Genomic DNA, 14,678 nt, shown 5'->3' with positions numbered 1-14,678 from the left:
TGTCGTTCAACCATGATGACCACCTCAATCCCGCCCTTCAAAATGGGTATCCGGCATCACCCATAACAGAAATCGTTTCCGTTTCAGAGGGAGATGTCTTGGGAAACACTGATTTTACATACACACCGACAAATAATGAGGCATATTGTAATGACTTGTTCTGGTGGGCAAATATTTCGTATGTTGACGGCATTTTGCACATCCGCGGGAAATCATATGACCCCAAGCCATATGGAAATATTACAAACATAAAAGTATGGATTGAAGATAGTGATAGCAAAGTAATACTTACAGATTATAGAAATGGCACAGAAACTTATTATGAGGGAGAGTGGGTTACTGGTGAAAAACTGTTACATGGGCGAGGAGGAGGATTGTATTACATGCCGGAGCATTTTGAACGGGAAGTCGTATGGACATCCAATGGTAAATTTACATGTCAAGAAGATGTAATTAAGTCGTTTAGCGAAGGATTTGGCTTCGCCTTTTTCTCCGGACATGGCAGCCCAGGATGGTGGGGTGATCACTTTCCCGGAATTCCCGGCAACAGGCGTAATGCTCAAGTAGCAGGACTGGTCGTTTCACAGGTTAAGCCATATTTCCCATTTGTGAGTTTTCCGATGTTTCCCATGAAATCACTATCAAATACCGGCAAATTTCCAGTTGTTGTTGTTGGCGGATGTCATAACAGTATGTTCAATGTCTCATTGATTCCATCTATTCTTGACTTGTTTCTTCCGCTTTGGATGCATACCTACGGCCAACTGACCCCTGAATGCTGGGGCTGGTACCTCGTAAAACTTCCAACAACCGGAGCTATCGCTACCATGGGTAATACAGGATATGGATGGGGATGGGAAGGCGAATGGTGCACCGTAGGCGCAGGTGATGGTTGGATCACTTCAGAGTTTTTCAGGCAATACGGTGAGAAAGGCCATGATGTATTGGGTATGGCCTATAGTCAAACGATAACAAGTTATATAGCCAATTTCAAAGAATTCAAGCTTCATGAATGTTACTGGTCGCCAGACTTCGGATGGGACTGGATAGATGAAAAGACGGTACAGCAATGGGTGCTTCTCGGTGACCCGAGTTTAAAAATAGGCGGGTATCCATAATTTCTTCTTTTCTCTTGTTTTACAAATAAAACCGTGCTTATTTTCGGTCTCTCGCACTTTCATATAACACGTATATCATATTTTTTCCATTCCCCTGTTGAGTAGTCCTCTACCTCTATGTCGTCTATGCTTTTTACGTTCCCCTCAATTTCTGCTAACAGCATGCCTCCGTTTCCCATTCCTTTGTACCTTCTGGAAGAAAAAATGGTGAGGCATATGCCCCCATAAATCGCCATTCCAAGTGTTGTATAATCATGCCCCTTTATGAAAACATTTGCATTCACACCAGCCAAAAATTTTTGCAGGTCTTCACGGCTATAAGGGAATCCTGCCCCTCTGAAATTTTTTGAAATGACGGGATCGCTCCATACCAGAGATTCTATGGCATATATATCGTTTTTATCGGTATTTTTTAAGGCGTGCAAATTAAAACCTTTCAGTATGCCGCCATGGGCAGCAAAAATTTTGTTTGACAGTACCATTAATGGCATATTTTTAAACAACTCTACATAATTTTCGTGCATTCCTGGATAGACATTTTCGACCTCCTCCCTAAACGTATAAGGATAACACGGCATTGCATAATTTGTTTCATGGTTGCCTTTCAAAAGGATAATTTTCTCTGGAAACTCTCTCTTTAAAAATATGAGGTAATTCATGTTCGGTATTGATGAGTCAGTATCAGGCGGATGCCTATCTATATAGTCTCCTAGGAAAACGAGATAATGAAAGCCCTTATCAAAAAATTGTTTCACAATTGCTTTTGTAACTACAAGGTCGCCGTGCGTATCTCCGGCAATCATTATTTTTTCCTTGATTTCGATAAGTGATGGCTCCTTCATCATTATTCTTGTTACGTCATGGATGCATTCCTTTAATTCATCTTCATCCTTCGCCCGTTCCATATTTTTATAGTCCGCAAATATTTAAGTATGTTACCCGTTTCAAGAGCGATGGACTGCAGCATCGTTATTCCCGTTTATAATGAGGAAAAAAATATTCTTCCCCTATATGATAAAATCACATCGGTAATGAAAGACCTTGGAGATTACGAAATTGTATTCATAGACGATGGCAGTACAGATGGTACATTTGAGAAAATAAAGAAATTGAATGAAAAGGATGAACATATAAAATGCATATGTTTTCGAAGAAATTTTGGGAAGACGCCGGCACTGATGGCAGGATTTGAACATGCAAAGGGAAAAGTAATCATTACAATGGACGGTGACCTTCAGAATGATCCGGAGGACATACCAAAACTTGTTCACATGCTAGGGAAGTATGATATTGTTAGTGGATGGAGATATAACAGGAAAGACCCTTGGTTCAGGAAAAAGTTGCCATCTAAAATGTCCAATGCAATATCGAGATGGATCACAGGCCTTTACATTCACGATTTTAATTGTGCTTTAAAAGCATATAAAAAAGAAGCATTGCAAAATTTGGAATTGTATGGAGAAATGCACCGTTATATTCCAGCCGTACTGGCATGGAAAGGATATTGCGTGGGAGAAATGAAAGTCAGACATCATGAAAGAAAACATGGGAAATCGAAATACGGGGCACGTCGCCTTATGAGGGGATTTTTTGACCTCGTAAATTTCAAATTCTGGGCAGATTATTCCACACGGCCATTGCATTTCTTCGGCGGAATCGGAAGCATACTTTTTGCTTCTGGCTTCTTTATAAATCTGTATCTACTCCTCTTAAAAATTTTTTATGGCGAGACGCTTTCAAACAGGCCCCTGCTTCTTTTAGGCGTTCTTTTAATGATTATGGGCTTGCAGATAACATTCTTCGGATTCCTGGCAGAGATAATGGTAAGAGAATACTACACCCTGTCAAAGAAAAAGGTATACAACATAAAGAAAATTCTTTAATTTTTTGTCATTACGTCAGGCCGTTTAGGGTTTAAAACCCCGCCATTTATGGTGATGGGTATGAACTAAAAACACCTAAGGTGTTTTTCTTCCCGTGATGGGAGGCCCGCACCTTTAGGTATGGGAAGGTAAACATATAAATGAAGCACCGACACAGTGGGACGATATAACAAAAACTATTTTTTAAATTTTATTAAGCCATATAATGAAATAAAAAAGGGAAAATTAAAAGGCAAATTCTTTTTTTTAATAACATCTAAAGAAACTGCATCTATCATTTTATTCGGGGTAAAAGAATTTACATGGTCAGGTACTTTTATAGGTTTTCTTCTCAAAAAAAATCTGCCCACGGTCAATAAAAATTCATTAGGAAACGTAACAATAAAAAGTCCCTCCGGTCTTAAAACTCTTTTTAATTCGGTTATTGCTATGTGGTAATTATAAATGTGCTCAAGCACTTCAGTACATATGACCACATCAAAAAAACCGTCATCAAAATTTATTTTCGACAAGTCACATAGTTTTACTGTGGCATAGGGACACCTATCTTTTGCTTTTTGAATCGCAATTTTTGTAATATCAATACCATAATAAAAATTATTTTTATTCTTACGGTATAACCTTTCAATTAAGTGTCCTTCTCCACAACCCGCATCTAAAATTTTTAGTTTATCTTTTCCAGGGACTTCGTTAGTAATGGAATTCAATCGGCTATTATGCGCAAACCTGACTATTGTATTCTTACTATAGTACAGTTGATCCATATGACCTTCCGGCATGAAAATATTATTCGTATTAGACATGTGGGTAACAAAATTTATATTGGGTTTATAACTTTTTCTCATCCCCGCGATTTAGCGTACCAAATAAATAGATAAATCCCCCACATATATCCAGCGTCAGTATCACAATTTGATTTGAGAAACCGAGAGAGAAAGCCTTTGCTGTCCCAAGTCCAATAGAGGAAAAAAGAGCAACATACGTTCCTTCCCTTACTCCAAAGCCCTGCACCGTTATCGGAAGAAAAACGAGAATTTCTGCCACAGGAATAAAAATAAAGAAGTAATAAAGGGGTATGCTCAATCCCAGAGAGATGGATAACACGTAATTATTAATAATAAGTAGAAAATGATAAAAAAAGGAGATTAAAATAACGGGCACAATTTCTCTTTTTAATGAGCCATACTCTTTCAAAGAAACATATATTTTTTCGATGAAGTTCCTGAACCTCCCGAATTTCATAAAGAATGGTTTTTTAAGGGCATATCCAATCAAATCTGTTTTAAAAATTATGGCCAGCAGCATAATCGGAAGGATGAGAATGGAAAGGCATAGCAAAAATGCCGTCTGCGGCATCATGCCCCATCCAAAAATTAATGAAATTGAACCGACACCAAGTACGGCAATTAACCCTGTAAGTCGGTCCATCGCTACTGAAGAAAAAGCCCCCTCCTTTTTCTTTAATTTTTTCGAAAGACCATATGCTTTTACTGTATCCCCGCCTACTGATGTGGGAAAAAATGCATTGAAAAAAGTGCCGATGTAATAGTATTTCCATGCAGTCAGGAAAGGAATTTTCACGCCTTTTATTTTTAGAAGAATCTGCCATTTTTTAGCGCTGACAGCAACGCCAAAATTTTCTATCAGTAAAGCCAACAAAAAAAATTTTAAAATGAGTTTGGACAGCTGCTCTTCTACCTTCCCTGCTCCGGCCATGTAAATGATAAAGGCTATGAGAACTATGCTTATGGTCGCATTCACAAGATATCTCAATTTTTTATTCATGGCGGGCGTATGTAATCCTAGAGGAAAATAAAAAGGTTTTACAAAACTTCTGATAAACACTTATATTATTGTGGCTCTTTCAGAGATACGGTTAATATGTTGAGCTCGCTGTCCAAAAAAAAGAAAATGATAATCCTCTTCATTGTTTCATCTTTGGTGCTCTCCGCATTTATATCTATCGATAGACTATATGTTGATGAAATGATAAATACGGATCCATCTACTGACCATACAGACAACCAGCTTTACATTCAAAGGGCGAGGACAATACTGCACGGCAAATTGCTGTATAAGGATGTTGATACTCAAACGCCGCCTCTCATAAATTATCTGCTCGTCCCTCCTGTTTATTTTGGTACATCACCCCTTGCTTTCGAGATATATTTTTCTTTTTTTATTGTACTATCCACATTAGCAATATTTCACTTTCTTTCCTATATGGATGAAAGAAAAGCTTTTTTTTCTGCACTCGCCTTTCTTTTTATCCCAACAACGCTTGTCGTCTCTACATTTGCCCGCCAGGATGAGGCAATAGTCGTTTTCTTCTTTCTTCTCCCGCTTCTCTTGCTCTTCACAAATAAAAACAGATATCGTTACACATTATTTTCATCGATTGGCATATGGATAAAAATGCATTCAATATTCTTGATTCCCCCGGTGTTTTTAAAAATCAAGGGGAAGGAAATGATGAAGCATATTCTTATTATTTCGACGGTATCTATTGTAACCGCCCTCCCTTTCCTGATACTCACCTTTGAACAGTTTACATGGCATTTGAAATTTTATTTTCTTGGCAGAGGAGGAGAGTTGGAGGGAATAAGTCTCTGGAGAATTCTTGGCTCCCAGGGATATACCGTCCCTAGTATAGTACTGATAGGTATCATGATGATCGCTTTTATTTTTATATATTATTTGTCGTACAAAAAAGATTTCGGGATATGGAAAGTTGTTTCCCTGACACTGCTTCTTTATTTTATCATTTATCCCAAGATTCATTATGAATATTTTCTTATGCTCCTTGCAGTCCTTATACCATACCTGATAGAAAACAAAAAAATGATTATGTTGGCATATCTAATATCCTTACTGAGCGGATTGACTCTGCTAATTGAGCAGCGATATCTGGATTGGAATGTTGCTTCCATTCATAGCGAAATTTTTATTTCCCTAGCTGTTATTTTTATGGTTGCCGTTGACATTTTCATCATTTTTATTTTCAGGCATATTGTCACGCATAAAACGTGGCTCGATCAAAAACCGCTTTTTTAATATACTCAAAATACATTCAATTTCAAGGGCCCATAGCTTAGCCAGGTTGGAGCGCCCGGCTGATATCCACAGCTTACAAGTATTGAACATAGGCTACAAGGCAGAAACCGGGAGGTCGAGAGTTCGAATCTCTCTGGGCCCATTTTTATGCAACAATTTACGGGAAACTAAAAAATTAAAAAAGGGAAAAGGAGAGAGTTTACTTCACTCCCAGTACCAGCGGTCCAAGTACAAAACCTTTGGCTGTCTTTGATGCTCCGCCTGCTGTTATTGTTATTGTTGTCGGTCCGATGCCGAAAACCAAGCCGCTTTTGATTGCTTCTTCTCCACCTGCCGGCAAGCTGTCAATTGTTCCTGTTGTTTCCTTGCCAATGAATATCAGTCCTGTCAATTCAATTGACCAGTCCACGTTGCTTGCATCTTCTGTTCCTGTATTGGTAATTGTCGCCGAAATTCCCATTCCTCCAGATATATCCTTGACATTGATTATAGCACAGGGCAATGGTGCATAGTAGATGTCCTTATTTCCATTTCTGGTGTCAACCCAGACGATTCCTCCTCTTGATATACTGGTTGCTCCCGGTTCAGCTACAACTGTTCCAGGTTCTCCATTCACCTGATCTGGCTCTCCCCAAGTCGCTCCGCCATCTTCGGATTTCACGAGATAAAGATTTCCCTGCTTTACATAGGTAATGAAAACCGTGTTGCCTGAGGCATAGATGGCTGAATTTGTCTCATCGACCAATTGTGCTGATGCTGCCATGCTCTCGTCCCAGCTCGCCCCGCCATCGTGAGAGTATTTGCATTTTATATCGTAGTCGCCGAAGGCAGGATTATATGCTGTATAGGTAACATAGATATTGTTGCCGGTTCCGACAGCATCCGGGTCTGTTGCCGTTATACCATTCTCGAGCCAGAACTGATGGTCTGTATATTCAAGGTCGGGCTCTTCCTCATAGACAGTCCATTTTATTAAAGGTTGAACGACTCCCGTTTCCTCTCTGAATGCATCGCAGACAAAACCATAATGGTTGCTAGCGAACGCAAAACCTTTCATATTGGATGCATCAGTATATGCTCCGGTTCTTGATTGTGCATCATAGTAATAAGATCCACCGTAACCGCTCATTTCTTCAAAATCAGCATATGCCCACATGCATGTTCCCTCAAAGCCACTACTGGTCCCGGCTAGTGGTGTTACGATAATCTTCAGTCCGTCCTCAAATGTGGTGTATGAAACAGCTGAAGCAATTATCTCCTCAAATCCGCCCCATCCATTGTAATCGTATGTTGTCTCGTCAGATACATCTGGTACCTTGAAAAACATCTGCCATCCACCGCTAGCGTCAGCAAATGTCCCAACTATTGCACCTCCGCCCGGGTAATAAATCATGGCCGGGCTATGCTGCAGCCCCTCGAGGTCACCCCAAGGAGGAGATGCAATACTCCAACTGCTGCCGCCATCCGTAGACTTTGCCAAAAGCACATCCGATTCAAAAACACCCTGCTGTACAGTATACGCTACCAGCAAATTGCCATTTGCATCCGTTTCAATTACTGGCTCAAATTCATCATCGTCACTTCCTGCCACCAGTATATCTCCAGAACCGCTGTATCCAACAACCGGCACTTCAAAATGTTTGAATTCGTTCTCAGAAATGGGGGTTGTTGTACTTTCTGTAGTTGCAGCCAAAACAGGTGGTATAACCAGTGATGCTGCAACAAATACCGCCAATATTGCTATTGCTTTTTTTTCTTTCATGTTTGCCTCCAAATTATAAATGTCTTACTGTTTTAAATAATTATCGTTCCGACCCGGCCTAAAAATCTGCGGATTCCGAAATCGTATTCCTACCCGTAATTAATGGCGGTAGAAATAAGAATCAAAAAGGGAGAGTTACCAAATTACATTACTTCTATGCCTTTTGCGATCTCCCTCTTTGTAACAACCCGTCCCAGTTTGTTCGAAATTTCCCTGTAGTATTCTATCATTTCCTCATCTATGGAGGGATGAACGGTTTCAAACGCCTTAATGAAATGCTCCATTCTAACTTCATCCGCCTCTCTGTTCTCGCGCAGTGCAATCATTCCAGCCTCTCTGCACAAAGCCTCTATGTCTGCACCTGCAAATCCCTCACTCATCTCAGCAAGTTCTGATATGCTGACATCATCCGAGAGAGGCATTTCTTTTGTATGGATTTTGTATATCTCTTCCCTTGCTTTCTTATCAGGCTGCCCTGTAAAGATGAGCTCATCAAACCTTCCAGGACGGAGGAACGATGGATCGATGATATCAGGTCTGTTTGTCGCACCTATGATTACAATGTCATCCATGCTCTCCATTCCATCCATGGACGTGAGCAGCTGATTAACAACCGTATCTGTAACTCTTGTTCCCTCGTACATTCCCCTCTTCGGCGCTAGAGCGTCAATTTCATCGAGGAATATTATCGAAGGTGCGGACTGCTTTGCCTTTTTGAACAATTCCCTTACAGCCTTCTCACTCTCGCCAACCCACTTCGAAAATACTTCTGGCCCTTTTATTGAGAGGAAATTTGCATTTGATTCATTCGCAACGGCCTTGGCGAGTAAAGTTTTTCCCGTGCCAGGAGGGCCATAGAGAAGTATACCCCTTGGGGGCTTTATTCCTATTTTCTTGAACATCTCAGGATTCGTCAGAGGCCATTCTACCGCTTCCTTCAAACGCTTTTTTACACCCTCAAGACCACCCACATCATCCCATTTAACCTTTGGTATCTCGATGAGAACTTCTCTCAATGCAGACGGTTCGATGGAGCGGTGCGCATCTTTAAAATCATCCATCACCACTTCCATTTTTTTAAGAATTTCGGTTGGTATGGGCTTATCGAGGTCTATCTCTGGCAGGTATCTGCGAAGGGCACCCATAGCAGCCTCTCTGGCAAGCGAAGCCAAGTCAGCTCCAACAAATCCGTATGTTACGTCAGCCAAATAATCAATATCAACGTCCTTTGACTTTGGCATCCCCCTTGTATGAATTTCGAGAATTTCTTTTCTCCCCTCCCTGTCAGGAACACCGATAACGATTTCCCTATCAAACCTTCCCGGACGGCGTAGTGCTGGGTCTATCGAGTCCACCCTGTTTGTCGCACCTATCACTATTATCTTCCCCCTTCCTTTGAGCCCGTCCATTAGCGTAAGCATTTGAGATACAACACGGCGTTCCACCTCTCCGTGGACTTCCTCTCTTTTTGAAGCTATGGCGTCAATTTCATCAATAAAAATTATCGAGGGTGCATTTTTTTCTGCTTCTTCAAACGTTTTCCTGAGATTCTCTTCACTCTGCCCGTAAAACTTGCTCATTATTTCAGGGCCATTTATCGTGAAGAAGTTTGCCCCGGATTCACTTGCAACCGCCTTGGCAATAAGTGTTTTTCCTGTGCCGGGAGGGCCGTGAAGCAGAACTCCTTTTGGCGGGTCAATGCCGAGACGCTTAAATAATTCGGGATGCTTGAGGGGCAATTCTATCATTTCCCGTATCTTCATTATTTCTTCGCCCAGCCCGCCGATATCCTCATAACTCACCTGGGGGGCTTGGAGCATTTCTTCCTTTATCGGCTCTTCCTTAACCACGACCTCGGTTTCCTCGCCTATGGTAACAATTTCCTTAGGCTCGGTTTTAATCACGCCAAATGGAAGAGAATTTCCGAATAATGCTATGCCTGGTATGACAATCGTGTCTCCTGCATTTACCGGTCTTTTTAGTAGTCCTCGCTTAACAAGATGTTCTATACCCTGCCCAAATTGAATCCTTTGCCCTTGGGAAATTGCCGGGGCCATTACAACTTTTTTTGCTATCTTGGGCACTATTTTCCTTACAATTACCTTGTCTCCCATTCCAACTCTGGCATTTTTTCTGGTAAGATTATCTATCTTTATTATCCCCTTTCCTTCATCTATCGGGCGGGCTCTCCAGACAACTGCCGCTGTCTTGTTGCCGCCTTCTATCTCTATTATGTCTCCTGGGGTTATGCCAAGCTCTATTCTTGTTTTTCCGTCAAGCCTGGCCCTGCCCGACCCGACATCCTGCGAAAGAGCTTCCGAAACTTTCAATACCACTTCTTTCATTTTCATACCTCTATTGCAATATTACTTATTAAGATGGCAACTTATATTAAGGTGTTGCTGTTTTATTGATATATTTAATGTTCTATATAAATATTTCTGATGGCAACTAAACATGTTGAACACAAATATTTTTTGTTTGTCCTATAATTTCCATTATTCTACAACCATAAATTTTTTATTAGCCCAAACGTTGTATTCCATTCGATTATTATGAAAAAGAAGATATTGGTAGGGCTGTTGATAGCATGTGTTTTGTTAAATGGTTTTACAATGATAACATTAAGCAATAGGAGTATGGATGAAAAAAACGATGCTATCAGAGATGCTCACAAACAAGTTGGAGATAAGCGTTCCCCGGATTACGAGATTCAATGGAGCCATAATTACGGCAAACTCTGGTGGTGGTCAGCCCGATATGAAGGCCCGCAGCCCGTGGGCGACGCGGACAATGACGGTAAAAATGAGTTGCTCATAGGGGGTAGAGATCCTTTCATGCGTGTAATGAAATGGGATGAGAGTAAGCAGACATATTATGAACAGCAAAAAATTATTGATCCGGTATTTGGCATAGGATACTCAATACTTGGGTTTGGTTCAGCTACTGGCTTCAGCATTGCTGACATTGACAACGACGGAATGAATGAGATAGGGGTGGCATGGGGACGCCATTTTTCAGCATTCAAATGGGATGGTTCAAGATATGAAAAAATAGGCATGTATGTAGTAACGAAAAATCGGGGCTGGGAAACAACTCTTGACTGCATAGTCGGCGATTGCGATAATGATGGCAGGAATGAGGTGGTTGTAACCGGCGGTTATAACACTCTTAATACACCGGAAGTTCTTGTTTTAAGCTGGGACGAAAAAGAATTTATCAAAAAAAGTGAGTGGAGCGCATCCGGATATTCTCTCAGTGATATTTACTTTCCATGGATAGCGGACGTTGACAATGACGGAGAAAATGAGTTGATTATTGGACCCGGAAATTCGCTTGTCGTGTTAAACTGGGATGGAGAAAAATTTGTTCCAACCACATTGAAGACCTACGACCGGCATACGCAGGTATTCGGATGTGTTGCCAAGGACAGCAACGGAAACGGTATTCCTGACATACATGTGACATTCGGCTCGCCGGATTTAGAGATATGGGAATGGAATGGAAGCGGCTATGGGATAAAGTACAACCATACATGGGCTGGCGAAGACGCAACGATTGAGGCCATTGACATCGGGGATGTGGATTATGATGGCGTTCCAGAAGTTTGTGTCGGCACAAATTTTATCCACATTTTGCAATGGAATGGTACAGGATATGAGGAAGAAAGTACAATTACAGAAACATTTGGCTGTCTTGCTGTAACTGTCATCGGAGATTTTGACAACGATAGATTGAATGAGATTAATGCCGGCTCTGTTTGGGCATCATCTGATGAGCCATATATGGAATGGATTTTTAAATTTGCAGGGGTATAGGATGAAAATATGAAAAAAGCAAAATTTGTTGGGATTGGAGTGATGTTTATACTGTTGCTCAGCGCCATTGGAACGGGAGAGGTAAATATCGACAGCAGGAAAGAAGGCACAGGAAGCAGGTCTGTTAATTGCATCAACCCAGAGAGCATAAATATCCCATTATATTTTTCGAATCCCACCTCTGATGACAACGGGAATTATACGAGCATAAAAGTCAATGGGGCAGAATATGGTATTGCAGATGGTGGAACGCCCTATTTGCCGACTTACCGAAAAGTACTTACATTTTCGTTCGGAACGAAAATTGAAAGCATAGATGTTGAATTGGGCAATATACAGACAATGCACCTGGATAAAAAAATAGCTCCTGCACCAGAGCCTGTACCGCTGAATGGGGCTGTACCGACGGAGGCAAAAGAAGGAAAAATATACGAGAGCAGTGAACTATACCCATCAAACTGGGTTGAATGGCATACGGGAGCCGGAATTGAAAACGGAGAACATGTTATATTTCTTTCAATACATGCTTTTCCAGCACGCTATATTCCATCAACAAATGAACTGGAGTATGTAAATGAAATGAGTATTGAAATCAACTACGTTCCCCCGGAAGAACCGATGCCTACCAAGGACGTGTACGATCTGCTTATTGTAGCACCGTCCGAATTCTCCGATGAATTACAGCCCTTGATGGAACACAAGGAAAGCTACGACATGAAAACGATACTTGTTTCCCTTGATGAAATATATAACGGCAATTATTTCACCGTTCAGGGCAGGGATGATGCAGAGAAGATAAAATACTTTATCAAGGATTCAATAGAACAGTGGGGAATAAAATATGTAATGCTTGTTGGAGATATAGAAAAAATGCCATGCAGAAAGGTATGGAGTTTCTGGGGAGGAGAACAGATGTATTCTGACCAGTATTATGCAGACATATACGATGCTAACATGAGTTTCTGCAGCTGGGATTCGAACGGGAATGACAGATTCGGTGAAACCTCCTCCGACGATGGAACAGAAAATGATTTTGTTGATCTGTATTCAGATGTTTATGTCGGCAGGTGGGCATGCTATGACAAAGAAGAGACCTCAACAGTTGTCAACAAGACGATTCACTACGAGGAGACGGCATACGGCAAAGAATGGTTCAACAAATTGATACTCATGGGAGGAGACACATTCCCTTGGCGGAACGACATAGCAGAAGGTGAGATAGTGAATGAATATGTCGAGCAGGCAACACCCGATTTTAACCATGTTAAGATACAGACATCTCTGCACAATTTCCTTCCGAACAAAATAAACAATGCCATGACAGAAGGTTCAGGCTTCATTTCTTATTCAGGTCATGGCTTTGAATATGGATTCGGAACTTATCCTAAAAATAGCCTCTGGATGATTGCTTATTATACCCCATACTTACTTGCCCTTAAAAACAGCGACAAACTGCCCATAGCTTTCTTCGACGCATGCCTCACAGCAAAGCTTGACTATCACATGCTCGGGAATTCGGACATACCCTGCCTTGCATGGTGCATGGTGAAGAAGCCTGACGGAGGGGCCATTGCAACTGTTGGGGCAACAGAAACAGCCACAACAACCGTCGATGAAAATGGGCCACACGGGCAGGCAGGATACATGAACCTTCACTTCTTTATGGCATATGAGACCGGAATACATGTTTCCGAGATGTTGGTAAAGGCCCAGAATGATTATCTGAATGATATAATAGATGACAAAGCCAATGACAGATTCTACGTCATGACGATAGAGCAATTCATTCTGTTAGGCGACCCGAGCCTTAAAGTAGGAGGATACCAACAGGAATGAAGCCGTGTCCAAAAGAATTTATACACCGCCTATATTTGGAGGGATGATGACCATGGACTGGGGAATGAAAAACAGGTTGGCAAGAATAATTAAGCCAAAAGATGGACATACAGTAATGCTTGCAGTTGACCACGGCTATTTTATGGGGCCTACGACAGGACTTGAACAGCTTGATAAAATGGTTAACCCGCTATTGCCGTATGCAGATACTCTGATGCTTACCCGTGGAGCATTGAGGAATTATATTGACCCGAATACGGACATACCAATAGTTTTGCGTGTTTCTGGCGGGACAAGCATAATAGGAAAAGAATTGCTGCATGAAGGCATTGTCGTATCCATGGATGACGCAATCCGCCTTAATGTTGCGGGCGTGGCATTTTCCATAATGGTAGGTGCAGACTTTGAAAGAGATACCCTCCTCGGGTTCACACAGGTTATAGATGAGGCGGAAAGGTACGGAATTCCGGTTGTTGCAGTCACCGCCGTAGGAAAAGAGATGAAGAAAGATGCACGATATCTTAGCCTTGCTTCACGGATGGCAGCCGAGCTTGGAGCGCATATCGTGAAAACATACTACTGTGAAAACTTTGAAAGGGTGGTTGAAACATGCCCCGTGCCAATCGTCATAGCAGGCGGAAAGAAACAGCCCGAGAGAGATGCAATTCAAATGGCATACGATGCTTTGCAGGCAGGGGCCATAGGAGTTGACATGGGCAGGAACATTTTCCAGTCTTCAAGCCCGGTTGCGATGATTAAGGCGGTCCGTGCAATAGTGCATGAAAAAGCCACGCCAGATGAGGCATATGAAGTATTCAGGAACGAAGACAGAGAGGAGTGAGAATCTTAGATACTATAAATAATGCAAGTGATAGAGATACAGAAAAATTACAACTTTGAATCAAATTTTAAAAAACTAAAATTTTTGGATAACTGGCGGTATAGAATCGTATTTTAAATTTTGTTTTGATTTTGTAACCCCATTTGTAGTCTCTACGAATAGGAATTTTTCCTGAAAAATTTCGACATTTTTTATAAAGAGCAATGTCTTATCTCTTGGAGTGGGATGAGATGACACTTTATGAATTTGGACAAAAAATTCGCAAAGCCATAAAGGGAAATTACTGCAACCTTATCGAAAAGTTCGTTACCTTTGATCTTCCAGACGATCCAAAATATTCTGGGAAAGAGACCATTCACCTGTTCT

General features: G+C 41.3%; 11 protein-coding genes and 1 tRNA gene. 7 read left to right on the top strand and 5 right to left on the bottom strand.

Features of this window, described 5'->3' with window-relative positions; all coding sequences use genetic code 11:
• The coding region (locus tag U9O96_00490) for a C25 family cysteine peptidase (protein MEA2053587.1) at positions 1-1,118 on the top strand (1,118 nt) is incomplete at its 5' end.
• Between the two features lie 59 nt (positions 1,119-1,177).
• On the opposite strand, the gene U9O96_00485 is transcribed toward U9O96_00490, so the two are convergent.
• Positions 1,178-2,023: a metallophosphoesterase gene (locus U9O96_00485; GenBank protein MEA2053586.1), complete on the bottom strand. Its 846-nt coding sequence runs from the start codon at positions 2,021-2,023 to the stop codon at positions 1,178-1,180.
• A 48-nt stretch (positions 2,024-2,071) separates the two neighbouring features.
• Here U9O96_00485 and U9O96_00480 point away from each other — a divergent pair, with 48 nt between their 5' ends.
• Entirely contained in the window at positions 2,072-3,001 is a 930-nt protein-coding gene (locus tag U9O96_00480; protein ID MEA2053585.1) for a glycosyltransferase family 2 protein, read from the top strand.
• A 176-nt stretch (positions 3,002-3,177) separates the two neighbouring features.
• On the opposite strand, the gene U9O96_00475 is transcribed toward U9O96_00480, so the two are convergent.
• Together U9O96_00475 and U9O96_00470 are read right to left on the bottom strand one after the other, a co-directional pair.
• Positions 3,178-3,804, bottom strand: a complete 627-nt coding sequence (locus tag U9O96_00475) for a class I SAM-dependent methyltransferase (GenBank protein MEA2053584.1) — start codon at positions 3,802-3,804, stop codon at positions 3,178-3,180.
• A gap of 25 nt (positions 3,805-3,829) precedes the next feature.
• Positions 3,830-4,786: a lysylphosphatidylglycerol synthase transmembrane domain-containing protein gene (locus U9O96_00470; protein MEA2053583.1), complete on the bottom strand. Its 957-nt coding sequence runs from the start codon at positions 4,784-4,786 to the stop codon at positions 3,830-3,832.
• 201 nt (positions 4,787-4,987) lie between these two features.
• Here U9O96_00470 and U9O96_00465 point away from each other — a divergent pair, with 201 nt between their 5' ends.
• Both U9O96_00465 and U9O96_00460 read left to right on the top strand, forming a co-directional pair.
• Positions 4,988-6,055, top strand: a complete 1,068-nt coding sequence (locus U9O96_00465) for a hypothetical protein (protein ID MEA2053582.1) — start codon at positions 4,988-4,990, stop codon at positions 6,053-6,055.
• A gap of 26 nt (positions 6,056-6,081) precedes the next feature.
• Positions 6,082-6,197 (top strand) — tRNA-Ile (locus U9O96_00460).
• A gap of 57 nt (positions 6,198-6,254) precedes the next feature.
• On the opposite strand, the gene U9O96_00455 is transcribed toward U9O96_00460, so the two are convergent.
• Both U9O96_00455 and U9O96_00450 read right to left on the bottom strand, forming a co-directional pair.
• Positions 6,255-7,817, bottom strand: coding sequence for a sialidase family protein (locus U9O96_00455; protein MEA2053581.1), 1,563 nt, complete (start codon positions 7,815-7,817; stop codon positions 6,255-6,257).
• A gap of 143 nt (positions 7,818-7,960) precedes the next feature.
• Entirely contained in the window at positions 7,961-10,168 is a 2,208-nt protein-coding gene (locus U9O96_00450) for a CDC48 family AAA ATPase (protein MEA2053580.1), read from the bottom strand.
• Positions 10,169-10,372: 204 nt separating this feature from the next.
• Here U9O96_00450 and U9O96_00445 point away from each other — a divergent pair, with 204 nt between their 5' ends.
• From U9O96_00445 to lsrF, 3 genes are read left to right on the top strand one after another with little or no spacing between them, the layout of a single operon-like run.
• Entirely contained in the window at positions 10,373-11,635 is a 1,263-nt protein-coding gene (locus tag U9O96_00445) for an FG-GAP-like repeat-containing protein (protein MEA2053579.1), read from the top strand.
• Between the two features lie 9 nt (positions 11,636-11,644).
• On the top strand, positions 11,645-13,471 hold the full coding sequence (locus U9O96_00440; GenBank protein ID MEA2053578.1) for a C25 family cysteine peptidase: 1,827 nt from the start codon (positions 11,645-11,647) through the stop codon (positions 13,469-13,471).
• Between the two features lie 43 nt (positions 13,472-13,514).
• Positions 13,515-14,312: a 3-hydroxy-5-phosphonooxypentane-2,4-dione thiolase gene (gene lsrF / locus U9O96_00435; protein ID MEA2053577.1), complete on the top strand. Its 798-nt coding sequence runs from the start codon at positions 13,515-13,517 to the stop codon at positions 14,310-14,312.
• Positions 14,313-14,678 lie beyond the last annotated feature (366 nt).

The organism is Candidatus Thermoplasmatota archaeon (assembly GCA_034660695.1).
In the GTDB taxonomy this organism is placed as follows: domain Archaea; phylum Thermoplasmatota; class E2; order UBA202; family DSCA01; genus JAYEJS01.
This window is presented reverse-complemented; position numbering and strand designations above follow the sequence as displayed.

Coding starts and splice junctions, on each gene's coding strand:
- U9O96_00485 (MEA2053586.1), bottom strand. CDS start 2,023: ATGGAACGGGCGAAGGATGAAGATGAATTAAAGGAATGCATCCATGAC.
- U9O96_00480 (MEA2053585.1), top strand. CDS start 2,072: ATGGACTGCAGCATCGTTATTCCCGTTTATAATGAGGAAAAAAATATT.
- U9O96_00475 (MEA2053584.1), bottom strand. CDS start 3,804: ATGTCTAATACGAATAATATTTTCATGCCGGAAGGTCATATGGATCAA.
- U9O96_00470 (MEA2053583.1), bottom strand. CDS start 4,786: ATGAATAAAAAATTGAGATATCTTGTGAATGCGACCATAAGCATAGTT.
- U9O96_00465 (MEA2053582.1), top strand. CDS start 4,988: ATGATAAATACGGATCCATCTACTGACCATACAGACAACCAGCTTTAC.
- U9O96_00455 (MEA2053581.1), bottom strand. CDS start 7,817: ATGAAAGAAAAAAAAGCAATAGCAATATTGGCGGTATTTGTTGCAGCA.
- U9O96_00450 (MEA2053580.1), bottom strand. CDS start 10,168: ATGAAAATGAAAGAAGTGGTATTGAAAGTTTCGGAAGCTCTTTCGCAG.
- U9O96_00445 (MEA2053579.1), top strand. CDS start 10,373: ATGAAAAAGAAGATATTGGTAGGGCTGTTGATAGCATGTGTTTTGTTA.
- U9O96_00440 (MEA2053578.1), top strand. CDS start 11,645: ATGAAAAAAGCAAAATTTGTTGGGATTGGAGTGATGTTTATACTGTTG.
- lsrF (MEA2053577.1), top strand. CDS start 13,515: ATGATGACCATGGACTGGGGAATGAAAAACAGGTTGGCAAGAATAATT.